This window comes from Nioella sp. (assembly GCF_964229645.1).
Lineage (GTDB): Bacteria > Pseudomonadota > Alphaproteobacteria > Rhodobacterales > Rhodobacteraceae > Nioella.
Genome location: NZ_CAXREX010000317.1, coordinates 1 through 24,353, shown reverse-complemented (window position 1 = coordinate 24,353; position 24,353 = coordinate 1). Strand labels below are relative to the sequence as shown.

The 24,353-nt window shown below is 62.8% G+C and carries 23 protein-coding genes and 1 tRNA gene; 14 read left to right on the top strand and 10 right to left on the bottom strand.

Annotated features, from left to right (window positions below; all coding sequences use genetic code 11):
- Nucleotides 1–90: 90 nt before the first annotated feature.
- The 11 genes from ACEQXV_RS19740 to ACEQXV_RS19690 all read left to right on the top strand — a co-directional run bounded on the left by ACEQXV_RS19740 (nt 91) and on the right by ACEQXV_RS19690 (nt 10,906).
- Nucleotides 91–429, top strand: coding sequence for an ArsR/SmtB family transcription factor (locus tag ACEQXV_RS19740; RefSeq protein WP_370253622.1), 339 nt, complete (start codon nt 91–93; stop codon nt 427–429).
- Nucleotides 422–1,453, top strand: a complete 1,032-nt coding sequence (locus ACEQXV_RS19735) for a permease (protein ID WP_370270589.1) — start codon at nt 422–424, stop codon at nt 1,451–1,453. Before ACEQXV_RS19740 ends, ACEQXV_RS19735 begins: the two co-directional genes overlap by 8 nt.
- 61 nt (nt 1,454–1,514) lie before the next feature.
- Nucleotides 1,515–2,777 (top strand): Na+/H+ antiporter NhaA, encoded by a 1,263-nt coding sequence (locus tag ACEQXV_RS19730; protein ID WP_370253625.1) that lies wholly within the window; start codon nt 1,515–1,517, stop codon nt 2,775–2,777.
- Nucleotides 2,778–2,993: 216 nt separating this feature from the next.
- Nucleotides 2,994–3,737 (top strand): ABC transporter ATP-binding protein, encoded by a 744-nt coding sequence (locus ACEQXV_RS19725; protein WP_370253626.1) that lies wholly within the window; start codon nt 2,994–2,996, stop codon nt 3,735–3,737.
- A gap of 19 nt (nt 3,738–3,756) precedes the next feature.
- Nucleotides 3,757–5,280 (top strand): capsule biosynthesis protein, encoded by a 1,524-nt coding sequence (locus ACEQXV_RS19720; RefSeq protein ID WP_370253627.1) that lies wholly within the window; start codon nt 3,757–3,759, stop codon nt 5,278–5,280.
- A gap of 3 nt (nt 5,281–5,283) precedes the next feature.
- Complete coding sequence (kdsA, locus tag ACEQXV_RS19715; RefSeq protein ID WP_370270588.1) at nt 5,284–6,117, top strand: 3-deoxy-8-phosphooctulonate synthase; 834 nt, start codon at nt 5,284–5,286, stop codon at nt 6,115–6,117.
- 18 nt (nt 6,118–6,135) lie between these two features.
- Entirely contained in the window at nt 6,136–7,632 is a 1,497-nt protein-coding gene (locus tag ACEQXV_RS19710) for a phosphomannomutase/phosphoglucomutase (protein ID WP_370270587.1), read from the top strand.
- 135 nt (nt 7,633–7,767) lie between these two features.
- Complete coding sequence (locus ACEQXV_RS19705; RefSeq protein ID WP_370253632.1) at nt 7,768–9,078, top strand: mechanosensitive ion channel domain-containing protein; 1,311 nt, start codon at nt 7,768–7,770, stop codon at nt 9,076–9,078.
- Nucleotides 9,079–9,151: 73 nt separating this feature from the next.
- Nucleotides 9,152–9,226: transfer RNA gene (locus ACEQXV_RS19700), tRNA-Gln, on the top strand.
- A 319-nt stretch (nt 9,227–9,545) separates the two neighbouring features.
- Complete coding sequence (locus tag ACEQXV_RS19695; RefSeq protein WP_370270585.1) at nt 9,546–10,091, top strand: hypothetical protein; 546 nt, start codon at nt 9,546–9,548, stop codon at nt 10,089–10,091.
- Nucleotides 10,092–10,102: 11 nt separating this feature from the next.
- Nucleotides 10,103–10,906 carry a DUF6065 family protein gene (locus ACEQXV_RS19690; protein ID WP_370270584.1) on the top strand — a complete coding sequence of 268 codons (804 nt, stop codon included), beginning with the start codon at nt 10,103–10,105 and terminating at the stop codon, nt 10,904–10,906.
- 31 nt (nt 10,907–10,937) lie between these two features.
- Here ACEQXV_RS19690 and uxuA read toward each other — a convergent pair whose 3' ends face one another.
- From uxuA to ACEQXV_RS19650, 8 genes are all read right to left on the bottom strand, one after another.
- Nucleotides 10,938–12,137 carry a mannonate dehydratase gene (uxuA, locus tag ACEQXV_RS19685; protein ID WP_370253635.1) on the bottom strand — a complete coding sequence of 400 codons (1,200 nt, stop codon included), beginning with the start codon at nt 12,135–12,137 and terminating at the stop codon, nt 10,938–10,940.
- Nucleotides 12,138–12,149: 12 nt separating this feature from the next.
- Nucleotides 12,150–13,229 (bottom strand): ABC transporter ATP-binding protein, encoded by a 1,080-nt coding sequence (locus ACEQXV_RS19680; RefSeq protein ID WP_370270583.1) that lies wholly within the window; start codon nt 13,227–13,229, stop codon nt 12,150–12,152.
- 32 nt (nt 13,230–13,261) lie between these two features.
- On the bottom strand, nt 13,262–14,314 hold the full coding sequence (locus ACEQXV_RS19675; protein ID WP_370254629.1) for a carbohydrate ABC transporter permease: 1,053 nt from the start codon (nt 14,312–14,314) through the stop codon (nt 13,262–13,264).
- Entirely contained in the window at nt 14,307–15,275 is a 969-nt protein-coding gene (locus tag ACEQXV_RS19670) for a carbohydrate ABC transporter permease (RefSeq protein WP_370254630.1), read from the bottom strand. The genes ACEQXV_RS19675 and ACEQXV_RS19670 overlap by 8 nt, the downstream gene beginning before the upstream one ends.
- Nucleotides 15,276–15,341: 66 nt before the next feature.
- The gene (locus ACEQXV_RS19665) at nt 15,342–16,613 is read right to left on the bottom strand and encodes an ABC transporter substrate-binding protein (RefSeq protein ID WP_370254632.1); all 1,272 of its coding nucleotides are present in this window, start codon (nt 16,611–16,613) and stop codon (nt 15,342–15,344) included.
- A gap of 39 nt (nt 16,614–16,652) precedes the next feature.
- Nucleotides 16,653–17,717, bottom strand: coding sequence for a Gfo/Idh/MocA family protein (locus ACEQXV_RS19660; protein WP_370270582.1), 1,065 nt, complete (start codon nt 17,715–17,717; stop codon nt 16,653–16,655).
- The gene (locus ACEQXV_RS19655) at nt 17,714–18,721 is read right to left on the bottom strand and encodes a Gfo/Idh/MocA family protein (protein WP_370270581.1); all 1,008 of its coding nucleotides are present in this window, start codon (nt 18,719–18,721) and stop codon (nt 17,714–17,716) included. The genes ACEQXV_RS19660 and ACEQXV_RS19655 overlap by 4 nt, the downstream gene beginning before the upstream one ends.
- Entirely contained in the window at nt 18,718–19,770 is a 1,053-nt protein-coding gene (locus ACEQXV_RS19650; RefSeq protein WP_370270579.1) for a Gfo/Idh/MocA family protein, read from the bottom strand. Before ACEQXV_RS19650 ends, ACEQXV_RS19655 begins: the two co-directional genes overlap by 4 nt.
- Nucleotides 19,771–19,906: 136 nt before the next feature.
- Here ACEQXV_RS19650 and ACEQXV_RS19645 point away from each other — a divergent pair, with 136 nt between their 5' ends.
- The 3 genes from ACEQXV_RS19645 to ACEQXV_RS19635 are packed head-to-tail and all read left to right on the top strand — an operon-like array spanning nt 19,907 to nt 23,306.
- Nucleotides 19,907–20,620 carry a GntR family transcriptional regulator gene (locus tag ACEQXV_RS19645; protein ID WP_370270578.1) on the top strand — a complete coding sequence of 238 codons (714 nt, stop codon included), beginning with the start codon at nt 19,907–19,909 and terminating at the stop codon, nt 20,618–20,620.
- 7 nt (nt 20,621–20,627) lie between these two features.
- Nucleotides 20,628–22,019, top strand: a complete 1,392-nt coding sequence (gene uxaC, locus ACEQXV_RS19640) for a glucuronate isomerase (RefSeq protein ID WP_370253405.1) — start codon at nt 20,628–20,630, stop codon at nt 22,017–22,019.
- Nucleotides 22,020–22,022: 3 nt separating this feature from the next.
- On the top strand, nt 22,023–23,306 hold the full coding sequence (locus ACEQXV_RS19635) for a mannitol dehydrogenase family protein (RefSeq protein ID WP_370270576.1): 1,284 nt from the start codon (nt 22,023–22,025) through the stop codon (nt 23,304–23,306).
- Here ACEQXV_RS19635 and ACEQXV_RS19630 read toward each other — a convergent pair.
- On the bottom strand, nt 23,289–24,182 hold the full coding sequence (locus ACEQXV_RS19630; RefSeq protein WP_370270574.1) for an alpha/beta hydrolase family protein: 894 nt from the start codon (nt 24,180–24,182) through the stop codon (nt 23,289–23,291). The two genes, ACEQXV_RS19635 and ACEQXV_RS19630, sit on opposite strands and share 18 nt — an antisense overlap.
- 3 nt (nt 24,183–24,185) lie before the next feature.
- Nucleotides 24,186–24,350 carry a flavin reductase family protein gene (locus ACEQXV_RS19625; RefSeq protein ID WP_370270591.1) on the bottom strand — a complete coding sequence of 55 codons (165 nt, stop codon included), beginning with the start codon at nt 24,348–24,350 and terminating at the stop codon, nt 24,186–24,188.
- Between the last annotated feature and the right edge of the window lie 3 nt (nt 24,351–24,353).

The window sequence follows — 24,353 nt, the reverse complement described above, 5'->3', positions numbered from 1 at the left end:
CTCGTCTACACTCTTTCCCTACACGACGCTCTTCCGATCTCAAGGAGAAGGAGCTAGATTTTACTTCATCATTTCTATAATAATAGAATTATGAAAGAGAATCACGCTCCTCCCGCCCTGACATTCGCAGCAACGGCCTTCGCGGCGCTTGGCTCCGAACAACGACTGTCCATCCTGCGACGGCTGGTGCGCGCCGGACCAGAGGGCATTCCCATGGGCACCCTGGGCGACAGTGTCGGGATTACAGGCTCGGTTCTGACCCATCATCTCAAGCAGATGGTCTCGGCCGGCCTTGTCCGTCAGCGTCGCGACGGGCGGCGTATTCTCTGCGCGGTCGACTATGACGAGATCCGCCGTTTGTCCGATTACCTGCTGCAAGAGTGCTGCGCCGATCAGGGCGGGCACCAAACCGGAGGCCACCATGGCTGACCTGACCCAATCTCCTGCCCCGCTGCGCGATCTGTGGAGCCGTCTCGACAAGGTGCTGCTGACCTGTGCGGGCATTGCCCTGGCGCTCTTCGTCCTGGATCGGTTGGCCTTCCTGCCCTCGATCACCGAGGCCTTTTTCAGCCTTGCCCATACCGGGCCCTTCATCCTCTTTGCCGTGGTTGCCATCGGAGTAATGCGTGCGACCGGCTCCGAGCGTCTGCTGGAAGGGGCTTTCGAGGGGCGCGAGGTTCGGATGATCGTGCTTGGGGCGCTTGCCGGCGGCCTGTCGCCTTTCTGTTCCTGTGAAGTCATTCCCTTCGTCGCGGCCCTGCTGGCCGCCGGGGCGCCGCTGTCTGCGGTCATGGCCTTCTGGCTGGCCTCGCCACTGATGGACCCGGCGATGTTCGCGATCACCGCGGGCGCGATCAGCTTCGACTTTGCCCTGGCCAAGACCCTGGCGGCTATCGCCATCGGCCTGATGGGGGGCTTCAGCCTGATGGCCCTGTCTGGCAGCTCTTTTCTTGCAGACCCCCTCAAGGCACAGACTCCCACAGGCTGCGGGTCCTGCTGTGGCAGCCGGAAGCTGAGCCTCAACTGGCGGTTCTGGCAGGAAGCCGAGCGGCGCAGCCTGTTTGCCCGCGCGGCCTGGGAAAATCTTCTGTTCCTAGGCAAGTGGCTGCTGCTGGCTTACCTGCTGCAGGCACTTCTGATCCGCTACGTGCCCGCGGAATGGATCGGAACCGCGCTTGGGGGCTCAGGCATCGGACCGATCCTGCTTGGAGCCATCCTCGGCGCCCCCGCATATCTCAACGGATATGCAGCCGTGCCCCTGATTGCGGGGCTTCTGGAACAGGGTATGAGCCCCGGTGCAGCAATGGCATTCGTCATCGCGGGCGGGGTCAGCTGTATCCCGGCAGCCGTTGCTGTCTGGGCCCTGGTCAAGCCCAGGATCTTCGCCGCCTACCTGGGTTTTGCCGTCATCGGGGCCATTCTGGCCGGTCTTGCATGGGGTGTGGTGGCCTGACCTATTGTTCCGGGCGTCCCCATCCGCTATCTGACCGCAACCGGAAAAGCGGAGGGGACGGATGTATCGCGTCTGGAATTTCATCACCAGCTACTCGCTGTTTCTGATCGGGGGCGCGATCCTGGCCCTGATCTGGGCCAATACCAACGCCGAGGGCTACCACCATTTCGTCGAGATGGTCCTGATCGACGACTTCTTCATCGGGCATCTGCATGACGATGGCCACGGCCACGTGGTGCGCACGCTGACACTGCATTACCTCGTGAACGACGTGCTGATGGCGCTGTTCTTCGCCATTGCCGCGAAAGAGGTCTGGGAGGCCGTGATCCTTGAAAACGGGTCGCTGCGGGGCAAGAAAGCGGCCACACCTCTGGTTGCCACGCTTGGCGGCATGGTTGGCCCGATCACCGTCTACCTGGGCCTTGCCATGGTGTTCGGGTCGGAAACCTACAACGCCGTTGCGAATGGTTGGGCGATCCCGACCGCGACCGATATCGCGTTTTCCTACCTTGTCGGCCGTATGGTGTTTGGCGCCGGGCACCCGGCTGTCCGGTTTCTCCTGCTTCTGGCCATCGCGGACGACGCCGCGGGCCTGCTGATCCTGGCGATCTTCTATCCTTCTGGCGATCTTGCACCGGAATGGTTGCTACTGAGCCTCGGGGCGGCCGTCGCCGTGTTCGTGCTGTTCAACTGGCTACCGCGACGGCTCGACCGGGGTGACCAGCTTCGCACGCGGTCAACCTGGGTGCGCAAGAACCTCAGCTTCTGGCCCTATCTCATCGCGGGCTGCCTGAGCTGGTATGGCTTCCAGGAAAGCGGTCTGCACCCGGCGCTTGGCCTCTTGCCCGTGGTGCCCGCGATCCCGCATGCCGACCGTGCCTTCGGGATCTTTGCTGATGCGGAACGTCACCTGCACGACCTGCTGAACGAGATTGAACACGCCCTGAAAGTGCCGGTGGAGATCATTCTCGGCCTCTTCGGCCTGCTGAATGCAGGCGTCGAGTTCTCGTCGATGGGGCCGGCAACCTGGCTGGTTCTGCTCGGCCTGCTGATCGGCAAGCCCGTGGGCATCTTCCTGTTCGGCTGGCTGGCCGCAAAACCGATGGGGCTCGGCATTCCCGAAGGGATGAGGCTGATCGACCTTGTGGTGATCGGCTGTGTGGCCGCGATCGGCTTTACCGTGTCGCTCTTCGTGGCCTCGGTCGCGTTCGACGCAGGGCCCGTTCAGGACGCCGCCAAGATGGGTGCGCTGTTCAGTTTCTTTGCTGCGGTCATTTCGATCATCGTGGGCAAGATGCTGCGTGTCGAGAAAAAGAACGTGTAGGCATCCACCCAAAGCGCGAGCGAGCTATTAAGGCCCCCGGCAGACTGTCGGGGGTCTCTTTTTTGTCAAAAGTCACGATTGGACCACAATATTCCCCATGGTGCTTTGAAATATCGTTCAGACCGGACATAATGCCGCCCAAATGGTCAGATATATCCTTGGATACCCTCTCGTTGAAAAAGTAGGGGGTAGGTCTGACAAGAACGCAGGGCACGCATGCTAGAGTTTGCAAATGTCTCCAAGTCCTTCTGGACTGGCACGCAGCGCAAGGTCATCCTTGACCGCGCGTCTTTCCGTGTCGAACCGGGGCAATCGCTCGGTATCCTTGCGCCCAATGGGACTGGCAAGACAACGGTCATCAACATGATGGCCGGACTGGAAAAGCCCGATGAAGGCAACATCATCCGCACCAGCCGCATCTCGTTCCCGCTCGGGTTCATGGGCGGCGTCATTCCCAAGCTTTCTGCAACCGAAAACGCACGCTACATCGCGCAGCTCTATGGGCTCGATCCCGACTATGTCGAAGCCTTCTGCCGGTGGCTGTGTGACCTGGAGGAATATTTCGACCGTCCGCTCGGCACCTATTCTGCCGGGATGAAGGCCCGGTTTCAGTTCTCGCTGATGCTGGCGCTGGAGTTCGACATTTACCTCATTGACGAAGGCATGCCGCGCACGACGGATGCCGAGTTCAACCGCAAGGCCGGGTCGATCCTGGCTGACCGGTTGAAATCCGCTACTGTGATCATCGTATCGCACCAGGCGCAAACACTAGAAAAATTCGCGAGGCGGGCGGCTGTCCTGAAGGATGGTCAGTTCTATCAGTTCGATTCACTCGAAGAAGCCAAGAGGCTCTATGACTACGAAACCCAGAGCAAAGAAGTTCCGCATACGGCGCACGGGGCCCACGGCCCCGGCGGGGGAAACCCGGCGCGTGGCGGCCAGCTCGGCTGGCGCTCCTGACGAGGACGGCTTCGAAAACATGCGTTTCCCGACTGCGGGAACCCCTGCCGCGCCGCAACCGGCGCAACGGCAGACAGAGGGTATGTCGATCGAGGAAGAACTGGCCGCAATCCGCGCAGAGGGCCTGACGGGCCGACAACTGCGCATGGCCCGGCGCACCGCGCAGAAACACGGGCTGCAACCTGCCTCCGACTTCGATGCCGTGCGCCTGTTGCGCCGTCAGGGCATCGACCCGTTCGAACGCTCTTCAATGCTGGAACTGGTGGTCAACGAGGGTGAACGGCGCGCCGATACGCAGCGCCTTCCTGCCACCGTGCGCCAGCCTTCTGTGCCCGCCCCCGCCGCGCAGACAGCCCCCGCGATGGTGCAGCCGCCCTCGCTGGACGAGGCCGCGCGCGCGCAGGAAATCCTGCGCATGCAGCGTGACATCGCCAGGCGCCGCCGCAAGCGCCTGCTGTTGCTTGCTGCCCGGCTGATGGCCTTCGTGATGCTGCCCACGATGCTTGTGGGGTATTACTATTACGGGGTTGCAACCCCGATGTACGCCACCACCACTGAATTCCAGATCCAGAAATCCGAAGCGTCCAGCCCTGCGGGCGGACTTGCCGGGCTTTTTGGCGGCACGACCTTCGCTACGGTGCAGGATTCGATCGCCGTGCAGAGCTTCCTGGAAAGCCGCGAGGCGATGCTGTTGCTTGACGAGGAACTGGACCTGCGCGGCCATTTCTCCACGGAAGACATCGACCCGCTCAACAGGCTGGCTCCCGATGCCTCCAGCGAGGATCTTTACGAGCTTTACCGCCGCAACCTCACGCTTGGATACGACCCGACCGAGGGCATGATCCGGATGGAGGTCCTGGCCCCCGACCCGGCCCTGTCACAGGCGTTTTCAAGCGCCCTGCTGCGCTACGCCGAAGAACGGGTCGATCAGATGACGCAACGCGTGCGCGGCGACCAGATGGCCGGGGCACGCGAAAGCTATGACTCTGCCGAAGCGGCCCTTGCCGCGGCGCAGATGCGCGTCGTGTCGTTGCAGGAACAATCCGGTATCCTCAGCTCGGAGGCAGAGGTCGGCGCCCTGTTCAACCAGATCTCGACTTTCGAGATCCAGTTGCAGAACGAACGGCTGCGTCTTGCCGAACTGCAAGCCGTCGATCGCCCCAACGCGACCCGCGTCGAGGTGGCCGAGCGCAACATCGCCCGGCTGGAGGCGCTGATTTCTGAACTGCGCGACTCGATGACCGTGGGGCAGGCAAGCGAAGCATCGCTGGCCCGGATCAGCTCGGAACTGGTGGTGGCACAAGCCGATCTTCAGACCCGGCAACTGATGCTGAGCCAGGCCCTGCAACAGCTGGAGACGGCCCGTATCGAGGCAGACCGGCAGTCACTTTACCTGACCATCAGCGTGAACCCAGTGGCCCCGGACGAAGCCGCCTATCCGCGCAAGCTGGAAAACACGCTGCTTGCCTTCCTGATCTTTTCTGGCATTTACCTGATGCTGTCGATGACGGCCTCAATTCTCAGAGAACAGGTATCCGCCTAACCCATGAAACATGTTCCGATCGGAAAGATCACCGTCGGCAATGACCTGCCCCTAACGGTCATTGCCGGCCCCTGCCAGCTGGAAACACTCGACCATGCCCGCATGATCGCCACGCGCATGGCGGCTGCCTGCGAGGACGCGGGAGCGCAATTCGTCTTCAAGGCAAGTTTCGACAAGGCGAACCGCACCAGCCTTGGCGGCAAGCGCGGCGTGGGGATCGACGAAGGTCTGTCGATCCTCGACAAGGTGAAAGCAGAGTTCGGCTGCCCGGTGCTGACCGACATCCATTCCGAGGCGCAATGCGCGCCGGTGGCCGAGGTCGTGGATATCCTGCAAATCCCCGCCTTCCTGTGCCGCCAGACCGATCTCGTGCTGGCCGCAGGCGAAACCGGGGCCGCGATCAACGTCAAGAAGGGGCAGTTCCTGGCACCCTGGGACATGGTCAATGTCGTCTCCAAGCTCGAAAGCACTGGCAACGAGCGGCTGCTGCTGACCGAACGCGGCGCAAGCTTTGGCTACAACACGCTTGTCGCTGACATGCGGGCCCTGCCGATCATGGCCAAGACCGGCTACCCGGTGGTCATGGACGCCACCCATTCCGTGCAGCAACCCGGCGGTCAGGGCGGATCCTCCGGCGGGCAGCGCGAATTTGCGCCGGTGATGGCGCGCGCGGCGGTCTCGCTTGGGATCGGGGCGGTTTTCATCGAAACGCACGAAAACCCTGACGCGGCCCCTTCGGATGGACCGAACATGATCCATTTGGACCGCATGCCTGCCCTTGTGCGCAGTTTAATGGCCTTTGACAAACTGGCAAAAGCCGACCCGATCCATATCTGACCTTCGGGAGTTTTTTTGATGACCAAACCGATTGCAAACGTAACCCAGAACACCTGGTCCTTCCTGCGCGATGCCATGATCACGCCTACGGGCTTCCGTGAATACGATGCGCGCTGGAAGTACCCCGACGAGATCAACCTGCCCGGCATCACGGCGCTCGGGCTTGGCCTTGGCACCCAGATGCACGAAGCCGGCATCGAGCCGGTCATCGCCGTCGGCAATGATTACCGCGACTATTCGCTGTCGGTGAAAAATGCCCTGATCCTCGGCCTGATGCAGGCCGGTATCCAGGTCAAGGATATCGGCCCTGCACTGAGCCCCATGGCCTATTTCGCCCAGTTTCACCTCAATGCTCCCGCCGTGGCCATGGTCACGGCAAGCCACAACCCCACCGGCTGGACCGGGGTCAAGATGGGCTTTCAACGCCCCCTGACGCACGGCCCGGTGGAAATGGCGCGATTGCGTGACATCGTGTTGGGCGGCGAAGGCGTGGCACGGCCCGGCGGCGGATACGAATTTGTCGATGGCGTGCGTGAAGCTTATCTCGACGACCTTGTGGGCGACTTCAAGATGACCCGCAAGCTGCGGGTGGTCTGCGCCACCGGCAACGGCACCGCATCGGCCTTTGCGCCGGAACTGTTTGAGCGCTTGGGCGTGGAAGTCGTGCCGTCCCATAATGAGCTCGACTACAGCTTCCCCAACTACAACCCCAATCCGGAAGCCATGGAGATGCTGCATGACATGGCGGCGACCGTGACCGGATCCGGTGCCGACCTCGCGCTCGGCTTCGACGGGGATGGCGACCGCTGTGGCGTGGTCGACAACGAGGGCGAAGAGATTTTCGCCGACAAGGTCGGCGTCATCATGGCGCGTGATCTGGCCAAGCTCTACCCGGGCGCGACTTTCGTAGCAGATGTCAAATCCACCGGGCTCTTCGCGTCGGACCCTGAACTGAAGAAACACGGCGTGAAGGCCGATTACTGGAAGACCGGCCATAGCCACATGAAGCGCCGCGTTCACGAACTGGGTGCCCTGGCGGGGTTCGAGAAGTCGGGCCACTACTTCCTGGCGGAGCCCATTGGCCGTGGCTACGACTGCGGCATGCGCGTGGCAGTCGAAATCTGCAAGCTGCTTGACCGTAACCCCGACATGTCGATGGCCGACCTGCGCCGCGCCCTGCCGACCACTTGGGCCACGCCCACGATGTCGCCCTGGTGCGCGGATACCGAGAAATACGACGTGCTGGCCCGGCTCGTTGACAAGCTGGTGGCACGCAAAGACGAGGGCGGGTCCCTCGCTGGCCGCAAGATCGTGGACGTTGTCACCGTCAACGGTGCCCGCGTCATGCTGGAAAACGGGGCCTGGGGACTCGTGCGCGCATCGTCGAACACCCCGAACCTGGTGGTGGTCTGCGAAAGCCCCGAAAGCGAAGACGAGATGCGGGCGATCTTCCACGACCTCGACGCCGTGATCCGCACCGAGCCCGCCGTCGGAGCCTACGACCAGACGATCTGACAAGGGCGCGGGAAGGATCTTTCAAAGATCCTTGTCAAAATCCGCCCACGGATTTTGCCCCGCCCGGACCGCACCGGGGTTCCTTGACCGGACGAAGCGCTCTAGGCTCTCGGCAATCCTATTGCCGAGACTGCCATGCGTTTTCTGATAGCCCTGATCCTTATCCTGGTTCCCCTGTCGCTTCACGCGCAAGAGGCAACACAGCCCGACACCACCATTTCGGTCGAGAATTCCGTCCAGCAGGACGCCGCCATCGCCGTGCGGATCCGCGAGATCATCCATCAGCTCGACGGGTACGAGAATGTCGCGGTCTACGTCTCGGACGGGATCGTGACGCTACGGGGCACGACGCTCGATGCCGCCACGGCCGAGGCACTCACCGACCTGGCTGCACGCGTCGAGGGGGTCGTTGCCATCGAGAACGAGGTGACCGAAACCACGGATGTCGTGGAGCGGCTGACGCCCGCTATCGAGAGGCTGTGGGACAGGATCGAACAGACCATTGCCTTCCTGCCACTTCTGCTCATCGCGGTCTTCGCAGGCCTGTTGGTCATCTGGTCGGGCTTCCTGATCGCCCGGATGCAGAACCCCTGGGACCGGATCGCCCCCAATGCCTTCATCGCCGATATCTATCGCCAGGTGGTCCGGCTCTTCTTCGTGGTTCTGGGCGTTGTTCTGGCACTTGATCTGCTGAACCTCACCGCCCTGCTGTCGACCATCCTGGGGGCTGCCGGGATCGCCGGCCTCGCCATCGGCTTCGCCGTGCGTGATACGGTAGAAAACTTCATCGCCTCGATCATGCTTTCCGTGCGCCAGCCGTTCCGCCCGAAGGACCTGGTCGAGATCGAAGGCGACCTGGGCCACGTCATCCGTCTGACCAGCCGCGCGACCATCCTGCTGTCGCCAGATGGCAACCATATCCGCATTCCCAATTCCAAGGTCTTCAGCGCCCGCATCGTGAACTACACCCGAAATGACGAGCGGAGGTTCACGTTCACCCTGGGGATCGACCCCAATGCCGATCTCGCCGAGGCACAGGCCATCATCCTCGCAGCCCTAGAGGAGCTGCCCTACCTGCTGGATAGTCCCGGACCTTCGACCTGGGTCGAGGGCGTTGGAGACAGCACCATAACGATTACCGCGGCTGGTTGGGTCAAGCAGCACGAGACCGGGCTTTTCATGGCGCGGGGGGAAGCGATCCGCCTGGCCAAGGCGCGCCTGGAAGAGGCCGGAATCACCCTGCCCGAGCCGACATACCGGCTGATCACCGACGCGACCGTGCGTCCCGGAAAGCCCCCGGAGCCGGAGGCAGCCGAGCCGCCCGCCCCTGCCATTGCCATGCCGGTTCATGCCGAGGACATGCAGGAATTGCAGCGGATCGTCGACGCCGAACGGGCCGAAACCTCGCAAGACGATCTGCTTGCGCGAGAGGCACCACAGGAATGATGAATCGGTGTGAGTTTTTTGACCGAAGGGTCTTGATCCCGCGCGCTGCCCGGCGTAACTAGCGCGTCACGGTTGGGGTGTAGCCAAGCGGTAAGGCAGCGGTTTTTGGTACCGTGTACCGTAGGTTCGAATCCTACCACCCCAGCCAATCCAACCTTCCCATTAAAAATCAATCTCTTACCTACCACCTCTGCCGCGTAGTGGTTCAGGTCTCTGGTACAAGTTCGTGTGGCAGAATTATCGTGTTTCTCGAGTCGATGCTGCTCAGGACACATGCGGCGACACAATGAACACAATGAGTTTGCCGAGACCGTGATTCTCTACCGGCTGGTGTGAATACTCGCCAAGAAACTGACCACTGTTGCCGACAACACGGGGCTATTGTCAGCCGCCTGATGACCCACGCACCAGGAGCTTCCGGAGGTCATATTGGCTGGGGCACACCTTGCGCCAGTTTCTGACTTGAAATGATTGATGTCGAAGAAGGCCTAGCGAACTGCGGTGGGGGCGTTGGACGTCAATTGTCTTTAGTTGATGAAAGAAATGCTTTCGATATATCTTCCCTTAGGACTTTCAGGGAGGCCATTGTGAACAAGCTATTGCTGTCTACGTCTTTCGCTGCGCTGTTAGGCACTTCTGCAGCTTATGCTGACCCCACTTTCATGCTTGGCGGCACGATCAGCTTTGGCGCTGGCCAAGGCTCTCAGTTCGGCATCTCAGCACGCATACTGTCGAACAATCAGGAAGACGAAGCGACTTTCGGTGCCGGTATCACTTACTACCCCGGCTCCGGCGATTTCGGATATGACGTGTTTGCTGGCTGGAATTTCGACAACAGCGTGCTTGGAATCGGCTATGACTTTGGCCAGCGCACCCCGATCATGAGCTTGGGCGTCAGCAATACGGAAGGTCCCACGCCACAGGCCGTGCCGATGCCTCCTTCGCCCATGCCTCCCTCGCCCATGCCTCCCTCGCCCATGCCGCCGTCGCCGCCTCCGCTTTCCCCGGACTAGTTGGGTAACACATGACAACTGGCACGTTTGACGATGACGGATTGCAGGATGTCTCAGACCGCGTTCTGTCTGACCCTGAACTCACGGCATATCGGATAACATCGCACCCGCCCGAAATGGTCCCAGCCGATGCCACGCGCAATTGGATGGATGGGACAGTGCAGCGGTTTGCCTATCGCTGCACGCCGCTCTCAATCGCCAATGGCACGGGTTGGGAACTATTGGTGCCATACGCATTCTCGGCCACTTGGACTGGCGGACGGCAGACTGGCGATATCCAGATCAAAGCCGAAGACCCGGACTTGCAGGGACATGTAGACTCCTTCGCACAATCCCATTTCGGCGAAGCCGTTTTGACCATGCAGCCTGGGTATCTCTTTCGTACGGCACCGGGTTGGGCGCTTTGGGTGCGTGGATCCCCCAATCACCAGGCCATCAATGTCTCGCCGCTTGAAGGGATCGTGGAAACCGACTGGTTGCCTTTCACTTTCACGATGAACTGGCGGTTCTCCTATCCCGGAACGGTGCACTTCCGGAAGGGAGACAGGTTTTGCTTCCTCACGCCTGTGCCTCATGTTGCCCTTAGCAGCATTCAGCCTCGGGTTCGCGATCTCTCGGATGATCCTGAACTCGAGGAAAGCTACAAAAAGTGGGCAACCAATCGGACTGCGTTCAATGATCGGCTCAAGGCTGAGGACCCCGAGACCGTTCGCCAAGGCTGGCAACGACATTATCTTCGAGGCGATCCACAGGGGGGCGAAGCGCCTCAGTTTCACTTGAAGAAGCGCCGTATGAAGTGGCCCTTGGAAGATTGATCCGGCTTTTCCCGATTTCTTCGGCGGGTGGTCAGGAAGACAGCGCTGCCATTACTCCGCGCAATTCCGCGAGGCCTTTGAGGCGGCCCACAAGGGGATAGCCCGGCATCATCGGGCGCTCCAGGTCGCAGATCAGGGACTGCCCGTGGTCGGGACGCATCGGGATTTCCCAGTCATCCCGCCCCTCGTTCCTGCGTCGGGCTTCCTCGGCCAGAAGGGCGCGGATCGTGGCGACCATGTCGGTGTCTCCGTCCAGGTGTTCCGACTCGTGGAAGCTGACCCGTGCGCCGTCACAAGGGCCTGCCCGTCGTGTGTTGCGCAGATGGACGAAATGAATGCGGGGGCCGTGGCGCTGGATGAAATCCACCGGGTCAAAGCCCGCCGCGACCCCGAGCGATCCTGTGCAGAAGGTCGCGCCGTTGGCGGGGCTATTCACTGCGTCCAGAACCAAGGCGTAATCGTCTGACGACGACATTACGCGCGGCAGACCGAGAAGGGGAAAGGGCGGATCGTCGGGATGGCAGCACAGCCGCACCCCAAGCGCCTCGGCGGTTGGCACGACCTCGGACAGGAAATCGACGAGATTGCCACGCAGGCGATCGGCCGAGATGCCGTCATAGGTCGCAAGCTGCGCGCGCACGTCTTCGAGGGTCCAGTGTTCATTGGCACCCGGAAGCCCGGCAACGATGTTGGACACGAGCTCCTGGCAGGCCGCCTCGCTCCGGCCTTTGTGGCGCCGCGCGGCTTCTTCCCGGATGGAGTCCGAATAATCCAGCATCGCACCGGGTCGGGCCAGCAGATGAAGATCGAAGAGAGCGAAGTCGACGAGGTCGAACATCATCGTCGTGCCACCGTTTTTCAGGCGGCCCCTCAGCATGGTCCGGGTCCAGTCCAGAACGGGCATGAAGTTATAGCACACGGTGCGGATGCCACAGGCCGCGAGGTTTCGAAGGCTCTCGCGATAGGCATCGAGATGCTCGCTGACGGGGCCGGTTTGTGTCTTGATCGCCTCGGACACTGGCAGGCTTTCGACCACGTCCCAGGCCAGCCCCGATGGCGTGCTTGGCCCGCCTTCGATCTCGCTGCGTCTGCGCTCGATCTCGGGCACGCTCCAGACTGCGCCAGATGGAAGGTGGTGCAGCGCCGAGACGATGCCCGCTGCCCCCGTCTGCCGGATTTCAGAGATCGAGATCTCGTCTGCCGGCCCAAACCATCGCCATGTCTGCCGCATGCTGGTCTGCCCTCACTCCATCCGCAGGGTCAGGCCGGTATCTGTGTCGAAGAGGTGCACCTCGTCCGCTTCCGGTGCCAGCGTCAACACTTCCCCGATCCCGGCGCCGATCTGGCCCGGCAGGTGCAGGGTCATCGACTGGCCGTTCTTCAGTGTGCCGTAGACATAGGCTTCGCCGCCCAGTTGCTCGACGCTCTTGACTTCCATGTGCACGGGTCCAGCTTCGACCACCGACAAGTGATTGGGCCGGATACCCAGTGTCACTGCTTCCCCGGGGCGCTGCGCAAACCCCGAGGCCGGAAGGGGCAAGGTCTCGCCTGTTTCCAACTCCAGCACGTCCCTGTTGTCGGCCGACACGCGGCCCGTGAGGAAGTTCATCTTGGGGCTCCCGATGAAGCCCGCTACGAAGATATTGGCCGGGTTGTTATACAGATCGAGCGGGCGGCCGAACTGTTCCAGTTCACCAAGCCGAAGCACGGCGATCTTGTCGGCCATGGTCATCGCTTCGACCTGGTCGTGCGTGACGTAGATCATGGTGTTTTCCAGCCGCCGGTGCAGCGCGGTAATCTCGCCCCGCATGTCGACGCGCAGCTCGGCATCGAGGTTCGACAGTGGTTCGTCGAACAGGAACACGCGCGGTTCGCGCACCACGGCCCGCCCGATGGCGACGCGCTGGCGCTGACCGCCCGACAGGTCCTTGGGGCGACGGTCGAGCAGCATGTCGATCTGAAGCATCTTCGACACCTCATCGACCTTCTTCGTGATCTCGGCCTTGGGCGTGTTGATGTTTTCCAGCCCGAAGCTGAGGTTCTGGCGCACCGTCATATGTGGGTAGAGCGCATAGGACTGGAACACCATGGCCAGCCCCCGGTCGGCGGCGGGGATGTCGTTCACCACCTCGCCCCCGATGACGATATCACCGCCCGATATTGGCTCCAGCCCCGAGATCATGCGCAATAGCGTAGACTTGCCGCAGCCCGACGGGCCGACGAAAACGCAGAATTCCCCGTGGGCGATGTCGAGGTCGATTCCCTTGATGACATCCGCCGCGCCGTAGGATTTCCGCACGTCTTTCAGTTCGATCCTGGCCATGTTTCAGCCCTTTCTTGTCCTTGCGCACCCGGTCATTTGCCGCCTGTCGAGGCAATGCCGGTGGCGATGTATTTCTGCAGGAACATGAACACCGCCGCGATCGGCAGCAAGGTCAGCACCGTCATGGCCAGAAGGCTCGGCCAGTCGGTCTGAAGCTCGCCTTGGAAGGAGTTCAACGCCAGTTGCAGCGTAAAGTTTTCCGACTGTGTCAACACGATCAGCGGCCAGAGGAAATCGTTCCAGCGCCACATGATCGCAAGGATGGCCAACACCGCGATGGCAGGGGCCGACAGGGGAATGATGATGCGCCAGAAGATCTTCCACTCGCTTGCCTTGTCCATGCGCGCGGCATCGAGGATCTCGTCAGGAATGGTGATCATGTATTGCCTGAGAAGGAAAACGCCTGTCGGCGTGGCAGCGCCCGGAATGATCACCCCCCAGAGCGAGTTGAACATCCCCAGTTCCGTCACGATCAGAAACAGCGGAACCAACACCACCGTTTGGGGGATCATCAGCGTTCCCACGACCATCAGCAGCACAGCGGTGCGCCCCCGGAACTCGTATTTCGAGAGCGCAAAGGCCGCCATGGAATTGACCAGAAGCATCAGCGCCGTCGCAGTCACCGTAATGAAAGTGGAGTTGAAGAAGTAGCGCAGGAAGTTGAACCGCTCGAACAGCTGCGTGAAATTCTCGGTCGCGAATGCGATGCTTTCGATGGGCTCCAGTTGGTCGGCCTGCAGGCGGATGCGGGTTTCGGGATCGACCGGCAGAACCACCTCGGCCCGACCTGCCGCGCGGCGGGTCTGGGCGACGACCTCGCCCGCGTATTCCCCCTCAACTACCGTGAACAGCAGCAGGGGCTGATCGAACCCCTGCAGGTCCATGGTTTCCTGCGCGTAAGGCAGGAAACGCGGCGGAAAGCGGTCCAGTTCATTCGGGGTCTTGAAGCTGGACAGAACCAGCCAGATCACCGGGCCGAACATCAGGAACACGCCAAGGCAGAGGTAGCCATAGGACACCCAATCGGTCCAATGCAGCCGCCCCTTGCCTCGGGTGGCGGTGAGGAAGGAGATTGCTCTACCCATCGACGTTCCTCCTGTTGACCCAAAGCTGCACCAAGGTCAGCACCACCAGCACGATGGCAACCAGCAGTGAGGCGGCCGCCGCAAGGCCGAAGAGACGCGGTGCACCCGCGAAGCCCTCTTCGTAGATATACTGGATGATGAAGGTCGTGGCCGTGCCCGGCCCGCCCCCGGTGAAGGCATAGATTTCATCGAAGGTCTGAACGCCTTTGATCAGCGCCAGAACCAGAACCACCAGCATGGTGGGCGACAGCAGCGGCAGCGTGATCCGGCGGAAGGTGCGCCAGGGGCTCGCCCGATCCATGATCGCGGCCTCGTAGACATCGCGCGGAATGGCCTGAAGACCGGCCAGCAGAATGAGCGTGTAGAACCCCATATGGGCCCAGACCGAGATGAAGACAGACCAGGCGAAAGCCCAGTTGGCATCGACCAGCCAGTTATACCCACCAATCCCGGTCCAATCGAGAAAGGCATTCATCACGCCCTCGCGCTGCAAGATCCACTTCCAGATCAGCGCCACCACGACAGGCGACAGGAGAACGGGAAAGAAGAATACCGAGCGGAAGAAGCCGCGTGCCTTGATCTCGCGGTTCAGGATCAGCGCGGTCAGAAGTGAAAAACCAACCATGAACCCGACCTGCAGGGTCACGAACCAGCCGGTGTTCCACACGGCGCGCCAGAACTTGTCCTCGCGGCAGGAATTGGGGTCGAGGTAATTGCTGCAATCGAGCAGTGTTCCGAAGTTTTGCCCCCCGACGAAGGGCCGATCCGCAAGCAGCACGTTGTCGCTGCCGGTCAGTGCGTAGACCATGTTCAGAATGACGGGCAGGAAAGCGAATAGGCCGAAGAGAATGAGGTTCGGCAACAGGAAAGCCCAGGCCAGCCGATTGATCCCCAACAGGCGCTGAAGCGCCAGCATCGGAATCTCCACCAGCCGCATGATGGGCGTGATGATACTCAGCATGAGGTCCCCCTTCCCCTCTTGGTGCCCCCCGCGCCACCGTGGGCGCGAGGGGCGTTGATCGTCCGATCAGTTGGCTTCTGCCATCGCGGCGGCCAGGTCGGCGGCTGCGCGTTCCATGGCTTCGGCCACAGTCAGTTCACCAACGATGGCCTGGCTCAGGCGCTCGACGGTGATGCCATACATCGCGCGGTTGCCGGCATAGCCCTGGTAGGCAAAGGCGATCGGCGACACGTCGCCAAGGTCACCTGCGAAGGCCGAGAGAGCGGCAGCAGCGGCCGGGGACGCGCCCTCGAATTCCACGCCTGCGTTTGCAACGCCCAGGTGTGCGGGCAGGTTGCGGGTGCGGGCGGTGACTTCGGCGTAGACGTCCTCCTGCGCGAGGTAGTCGATCACGGCTGCCACGGCTTCGGGATGCTCGGTCTGGCTGAAGCCGACAATGCCTGCGCCGCCCGGCATGCCGGAACATGCGCCAGCGGGGCCACAGGGGCTGCCAACAACACGCCAGTCGAAGAAGTCACCCACCTGGCTATCCATGCGGCCTACCTGCCACGATCCGGAGTAGTAGAACACCAGCTCGCCGTTGATGAACTCCTGTGCCGCGTCACGATAGGTGGAACCACCCTGGCCCGCCCAAACGTCGCGCGCGATGGTGCCATCATTGTGCCAGTCCACGAACTGCTGCGCGAAGGCGGTGAAACCGTCATCGACCAGCATGGCATTGCCATCGGCATCGAAGAGCTGCGCCCCGTAGGAAATCGCCGGACCTGCCACGCGGTGGCCGGAACGGTCGATCGCCATCGGGAAGTCGGCATCGGTGGCTTCTGCTACGGCGCGGGCGGCAGCGGCCCATTCATCCCAGCTTGCGTCGTTCGAGGGCATCTCGACACCGGCCTGCTCGAAGAGGGTCGCGTTGACGAAGGCCCCGGTGATGGTCAGCTGGCTGTGCATGCCGTAGATGCCATCACCACCGGCTGCGCCGCGATACCAGCCAAGCGTGCCGCCGAAGTTCGATTCCCAGTAGCCACGGTCCACATAGGGTGCGAGGTCGAGGTAATACTCGTTCAGACCACCAAGGTCAGTGACCTTCGCGATATCCGGGCCGGTGCCAGCCGCCAGCTGCACGGGCAGGTTTTCAAGGATCGCCTGGTAGGGCACCACGTCGACGATCACGTCGATCCCGGGGTTCTCGGCCTCGAAGCGGCTCAGCACGTCGTCATAGACTTCGCACTCGTTACCGTCCGAGTAGCACATGAAGCGGATTTCCTGGGCCGAGGCAGCACCCGCTGCCACGCCAAAGACTGCCGCCATGGCCGTCGTCATCAGCACGTTTCGTTTCATTTCAGTTCCTCCCTTTGGTCCTTTTGGGTTCTTGGTCATTTAGGGCTGGTCTGGCATCCAGCCCCCGTAAAATGCCGCGCCACGGGCAAGCGGCAGTTTTTTTACGCCCCCCTCGCGGATCGAGGCATAGATCGCTGTCACGAGTTCGATGGACCGTCGGCCATCGGCAAGCGTCACCTCCTGGCCACCCTGCCCTGCAAGGGCATCGGCGATGGCATGCAGGTAGCCTGCGAAACGCGGTTGCTGCGGCGTTACATCCTCCAGCACGGCGTCGATCTGATCCTGGGTGACCGGGGTCCGGGCGGTAAAGGTCCAGACCCCGATGGCGGGGGCATAGGGTTCTGTCCCGCTTTCGGCGGTGAACCCCTCGAAACAGAAACGCAGGCGGGATGTGTCATTGCCCGCGCCAAGTGTGACGGAACTGGTTGCCAGCGCACCGCTTTCCATGCGGAAGGCGAGGGCGGCGCAATCCTCTGTCTCGATTGCGTTCACCCGCGTATCGGCCATGGCAAAAACCTCCGCCACGGGGCCAAGCACATGGCACAGCAGGTCATGGGCGTGGATCGCGTGGCCAAGCAGCGCGCCGCCAGATTCCCCGGCCCAAGTTCCGCGCCACGGGATCGCGTAATAGGCCGCATCCCGGTTCCAGTGGGTTTCCAGGCTGGCCACGTAGGCCCGACCCGCAAGCCCCGCTGCCTGCAAGGCCTTGAGCTGCGCCAGGCCGGGGCCGTAGCGATACTGGAAGACAGGGAATACCTGTCGACCGCTCGCCTCTGCGGCGGACTGCAACTGGTCTGCCTCGTCGAGCGACCGCACGATAGGCTTTTCACAGATGACGTGCTTGCCCGCCTGCAGCGCCTTCATGGACACGGGGAAATGCAGATGCGGCGGCAGGCAAACGTCGATGAGGTCGATCGCGGGATCGGCCAGCACAGCCTCCAGATCATCCGAAATCGCAATGCCGGGATCGCCACCCGTGGCCTTCACCGCGCGCGCGGTGTCGAGATCGCAAAGCGCGGCCACCGTGAACCGCTCTGGCAGGGCACGATAGCCCTCAAGGTGTTCGGCCCCGATCCCGGCCCCTATGATGGCGACGCGGATCATGCGCGCGCCTCTGCCATGGCCTGCGCGGTCAGGGCCAGTTCGCAGACCTTGAAGACATGGGCCTGAGTCATCGCCGTTTCGGTCCGGTTGCGGATATCGTCGATGAGCCGCGCGAAATAGGGCAGGCCCGCGTCCGATGCGTCGATCTTCTCGCAACGGATGCCATTGACCAGCACGAGGTGATCGGTGCCCTCGCATCCGACATCGACATATTTGCGCAACTCGATATAGCCCTCGGTCCCGAGGATCGTCAGCCGCCCGTCGCCCCATGTCGGCAACGCATCGGGCGTATACCAATCAACGCGGATATAGCCGTGCCCCCGGTCACTGCGCAGGGCAATTTCACCGAAATCCTGAAGGCCCGGATCGTCCGGGTTGGCGTAGTTCGCCACGCTGGCCAGCGTCACCTCGGCATCGGTCGAGCCGGTGAAGAACAGGAACTGGTCGATCTGGTGGCTGGCGATATCGGTGATGATACCGCCATAGGCGTCCCTCTCGAAGAACCAGCCGGGGCGCGTGTCACGGTTGAGCCTGTGCGGCCCGATGCCAAGGGTCTGCACCACCTTCCCGATGGCCCCTTCGGCCACCAATTCGGCCGCGCGGGTGACAGCGGGGACCTCGAAGCGCTCGGAAAAGTCGATGGACCAGATGCGGCCCGTGGCGGCGACGATGGCCTTGATCGCAGCAAGCTGTTCCGGCGTCGTGCAACCGGGCTTGTCGCTCATCACGTCCTTGCCGGCCCCCATCGCCTTGATCGCCCAACCGGCCCGATCGCAAGGAATGCCCGACAGAAGGATCAACTCGATGGACGGATCGTTCAACAGCGCTTCGGCGTCTTCCGCGCGGGGCACGTCCGGGAAGCGCTTGACGAAACCTTCCTCGGTATTGGGATGGCCCTCGGTCCACCAACCGACGAATTCGGCACCCGCATCGACCATGTTCGCAGCCATGCCGTAAACATGGCGGTGGTCAATCCCGATGGCAGCGAAACGCAAGGGTGTCATGCGGCCAACTCCTCTGCTTGCCCGCTACGGGCAGAGCGGATGGTGGCATCGATCAGGTCATGGGCCGCCAGTGCGGCCTCGCCGTTCACAACAGGTTCGCGGCCTTCATCAAGCGCATCGACGAAATCCTCAATTATCCCTTGGTGCCATTCATGGGTGAAAGCCATCGGGTCAGCCCCGCCGCCCGTGCCCCCGGTCGCTCCGAAACGCTCTTCGCGGCCATCGCGCCACCGGACCAGTAGCTGCCCGGATTCCAGGTGCAGGCTGGCCTTGTCGAAATGCAGCGTGATCGATTCCGCGCCGCCCGGGAAGCTGGCTGTGCTGGCCACCATGGAGCCGACGGCCCCGCCCGCAAAGCGCAGACCGGCCACCACGAAATCTTCCGCCTCCATATCGTGAAAGCGGGTGGTCGTGGCCATGGCGCGCACGCTGTCCACGGGGCCCGCGAGGCTTAGGGCAAGGTCGATGGTGTGAATGGCCTGGCTGATCAGCACACCGCCCCCGTCACGCGCATAAGTGCCGCGCCCCGGTTCATCGTAATAGGCCTGTTCACGCCACCAGGGCACCGAGATCTCCACCAGGCCGAGCGACCCGAGCGCGCCGCCCTTTACAAGCTCTGCCGCCTTGAGAGAGGCCGCGCGCATGCGATGCTGGAACACGACACCGAGCGTCACACCTGCCGCCCGGCAGATGCGCACAACCTCGCGCGCCTCGTCCGCGTTCCGGCCCATTGGCTTTTCAAGCAGGATATGTTTGCCCGCCTCTGCAAGCGGCCGGATCAAATCCGCGCGTGCGTCGGGCGGGGTCAGGATCACGGCAAAATCGACCTCTGGGTCAGTGGCCACCGCGTTGAGGTCCGTGAGGGCGGAAACCGGCCGATCTATAGCGGCAGTTGCTTCCGCTGCCAGGGCTTCGGCCCGGTCCCGGCTGCGCGAGCAGATGGCCTTCAGACGCACAGCGTCACCCGCCGCTGCAACTGCTGCGACATGGGTCCGGGCCACCATGCCCGCTCCGATCAGGACGGCCACTTTCGACCGCGAGTCACCCATGACTGGAAAACCCTTCTCTCACTCACCACGGCAGTCAGCCATACCGGTATACCGGTTGTCAACTTTTTTGAATACCGGTATACAGGTTCCGAAGAGGCACCTCAGAGGGAGAGCGCGCGTGAACAGGAAATCGCCAGTGATTGACGCTTCGGCCCTTCCCGTCGCGCCGCTGGACCTGTCGCGCCCGGCCGCTGAGCAAATTGCGTCTGCCCTGAAGACCGCCATCCTGTCGATGACCCTGGAACCGGGACAGATGATCTCGGAAAACGAGGTCGGACAGCTGTTCGGCGCCAGCCGGACTCCGGTTCGCGAAGCCTTTGCACAACTGCGCGATGACGGGCTGTTGCTGACCTGGCCAAGCCGCGGAACTTACGTGGCCAAACTGTCTGAGCGTCAGATCCGTGGGGCGCAGTTTCTGCGCGAAGCGCTGGAAGTCGCGGTGGTGGAACGGCTTTGCGCCGAGGGTCTACCCGACGACGCCCGCACTGAGCTCGACCAGAACCTGACCCGTCAGCGCAAGGCCGTAGCCGACGACGATAAGACCACGTTCCAGGCGCTCGATGACCAGTTTCACGCGATCCTTGCCCGCGCGACGGGCTATGACCGGGTGGGCGGGCTTCTGCTGCGAGAGAAGGCGACACTGGACCGCCTGCGCGTGCTGTCGCTGAATGACGCCGCCCATATGAGAAAGCTGCTGGCCGAACACGAAGGCATCTTAGAAGCGGTAATCGCAGGCTATTCGGGCCAGGCGCTTGACCGGATGCGGCGGCATCTTCGCAACGTGCTGCGGACACTGTCCGGCTTGATTGACGAAAACCGCGATTTCTTTGGCGCGGAGGACAAGGGGTGAGCCCCCGATGACCGCTCCGAACGAGATCGGAGCCGCTCTGCCCGGCGCGGCGCGTGCGATCTACGACGGTATCACCGATCTGCCGATCGTCTCACCGCACGGGCATTGCGACCCATCCTGGTGGGCCGAAAATGCGCCTTTCCCCAACCCGGCTGCGTTGCTGATCCAACCCGACCACTACGTGTTCCGAATGCTCTATTCACAGGGCGTGCCGCTGGCCGATCTCGGGATCGGGCCGGGTGGAGAGGACAGGGATCCGCGCGCCGTGTTTCGCCTTTTCACGCAACACTGGGACGCGTTTCTTGGCACCCCGAGCCGCCAGTGGATGGAATTCACACTGCGCAGGACGCTTGCGGTGAAAACGCCGCTGACACCGGGCAGCGCGGACGCACTTTACGACGAGATCGCCGCAAAACTGACCGAGCCCGCCTTCCAGCCCCGCGCCCTGTTCGATCGTTTCGGAATCGAGGTGCTGGCTACCACGGATGCCGCGACAGACCCCCTGAACCACCATGCTTCGATTGCCGCGTCGGGATGGCCGGGCCGGGTGATCCCGACCTTCCGGCCCGATGATCTGCTCAATCCGCAGCGCCCCAATCATCCGGGCGCCATCGCGCGCCTCGCCGAGATGACAGGCAGGGATGTGGCGCGCTTCCCCGACTTCCTGGAGGCCCTGCGGCTGCGCCGCTCCGCATTCATCGCGGCCGGGGCCACCGCGACCGACCACGACGTGCCCGATCTTGGCACGCGCTGGCTCGACAGGGATGAGGTCGAAGAGCTTCATGCAAAAGCACTTGCCGGAACGCTGAGCCGGGACGAGACCAAGGCCTACTATGGGCATATGCTGGTCGAAATGGCCCAGATGTCGGTCGAGGACGGGCTGGTGATGCAGATCCACGCGGGCAGCCGGCGCAACACGAATGCCCCCCTCTTGGCGAGCCACGGCCCCGACATGGGGGCCGATATCCCCGGCGCGATTGACTGGGTGGACGGTATGGCGGCGCTCCTCAACCGTGTCGGCAACGATCCACGACTGCGGGTGATCCTCTTCACGCTGGACGAGAGCACATATGCCCGGGAACTGGCGCCAATGGTGGGCCACTGGCCCTGCCTGCGCCTTGGCCCGCCCTGGTGGTTCCACGACAGCCTGAACGGCATCCGCCGATATTTCGACCGGGTGGTGGAAACGGCAGGATACCGCAATCTTGCGGGATTCAACGACGACACCCGTGCCTTCCTGTCGATCCCGGCGCGTCACGACACCTGGCGGCGGGCCCTGGCGCTGCACCTTGCCGACCAGGTCGATCGAGGCGTGCTGGCCAGGGCCGATGCAGACAGGCTGGCCCCCGCCCTGGCGCGAGACCTCGCGCTTGATGCCTACCGCCTGACAGGGGGCTGACCCATGCCGCGCATCCTTCACTTGGGTCTTGGCAATTTTCACCGGGCGCACCAGGCCTGGCACACGGCCCACGCGGGCGGTTGGCCCATCACGGGCGTCGTCATGGGCAACCGTGCCTTGTTCGATGCCCTGCAACGGCAGACGGGCCACTATCACCTTGGCATCCGCAGCGTCGGGGGCCTGTCGGTTGAACGCATCGCGCTCCATGACCGGCTGATCCTGGCGCGGGACGATCCACAATCGGTGATCGCGGCCATTGCCGACCCAGATACTCTCATCATCACCCTGACCGTGACCGAGAAGGGTTATTGTCTGGGGCCTGATGGACGGCTTGACCTCGGCAACCCGGCCGTCCTGTCCGACCTTTCGGACGGACCACGAAGCGCGATCGGGATGCTGGCACATGGCTTGGCTCAGCGCGAAGATCCAGCGACGGTCATCAGCTGTGACAACATCTCGGGCAATGGCCGCACGCTTGGCGCGGCCATCAGGGATTTCGCCAGGGCCGCTGCGCTGGAGCTGACCGCCGGCATCCGTTTTCCCGATACGATGGTCGACCGGATCACCCCGGCGACGACCGCGGCCATTCAGGCCGAGATCGAGGCCGAGACCGGCACGCCTGACGAAGCCCCTGTTCTGACCGAAGCGTTTTCGGAATGGATCATCGAGGATGATTTCGCAGGCCCTCGCCCGGAATGGGAACGTGCGGGCGTCGAGATCGTTCCCGATGTCGCCCCCTACGAAAAGCGCAAGCTTCGCCTGTTGAACGCGGCGCATTCCTACCTGGCCTATGCTGGCCTTTTGGCAGGACACCGCTACGTGCACGAAGCGATGGCCGATCCAGACCTGCGCGCCGGGGTCGAGCGGCTCTGGGACGAAGCGCAGCCAACTCTGCCCGGCGTGGTGCGGCCAACGCTCCCGACCTATCGCGCGGCGCTTGCAGATCGCTTTGCCGTTGCTGAGATGCGCCACGAGCTCGCGCAGATCGCCTGCGACGGCAGCCTGAAACTGCGCGAACGGCTGGTGCCCATCATCGCGGAGCAGGCCGCGGCCCCGCAGGCCCTGCAGGCTGTCGCGGCGTGGATGGCCTTTGTTGTGAACGCGCATGGGAGCGGCCAGCCCCTGACGGACCCGAACGCGGAAAGGATCTCCAATCTTATAGAAGATTCGTCGACACCTGACGTGCTCTGCAAGTCTCTGGCAGGGCTGGTGGGTTTGGCCGATCTGTCCGAGGAGGATTGGGCCACGCTGGCCGCCGAGTTCGCCCGGCTATCCCGCCAGTTCTGACGACAGGAATGCCAACACGGCCCGCCGCATCGCCGGGGTTTCCTCGTGGCCGGTGTCTGGCTCCACGTGAAGGGATAGCTGCCCGCCTTTGGCGAAGGCCACCTCCAGGTCTTGCCGCGCCACGTCGAAGGCCGCTTTCGGAGTGGACCAGTCCTGCAACCCGACACTGACATGCAAGGCACGCGGCGCGATCAGCCCGGCGATCTGGCCGGTCCGAGCGACAGGCAACACCCCCGGAACGGTCATGTATATCCCGTGCCCGTCATGCGCCCCCTTGCCGATCAGCGTTTCCAGGTCGGCAAGGGAACACTGCGCGGCACAGGCCCGGACGCGCGAATCCAATGCTGCCAGCCAGAAGGCCAACGTGCTGCCCATGGAGAACCCGAGCGTGCCGATCCCGTCGGGCCGTATAGCTGGGTGAGCGGCAAGGAAATCGACCCCGGCGATCTGTTCGGCCAGCATCTGGCCCCACAGCGTCTCACCCCTCCAAAGCGCCGCCTTGGCGCGGGCACTTTCTCCGGGCTGTTGGCGGGCCCCGAAACACGGCATCTCGATGCAAAGCGCGGCAATCCCGAGGCGGACAAGGTCGGGCGCGTATGGCCCCTGAAGCGCGGGCCGGCCTTCGCTCAGCTCTTCGCACCCCATGTGATAGCGATTGCCGTGAGCGTGGGCATAGATGACCGCCGGGACCGGCGGGTGACCATCCGGCGGGTGGAGGAAGCTGGCTGAAACCTGTTCCCCATCCCTCCCTTCGAAGCGCAGCTTTTCCAGCCGCCAGCCGCAGCAATCGGCTTGGCCAACCCGTGCGACAGCACCAAGGCCCGGCCTGCTAAAGCCGGGCCCGAGAAGATGGCGTAGCCGATCGGCGAGTTCCATGGGTCAGCCGCCAGACGCGAACTGGCCGAATTGCCCCCCGTAGAAGAGCAGCGGCAAGCCCTGCCTGACCGAGGCTTTCAGCACCCGCGCCACGATGATCGCGTGATCGCCCCCGTCGTATTCCGCGTAGCGTTCGCATTCGAACCGGGCAAGACAGCCTTCGAGCAACGG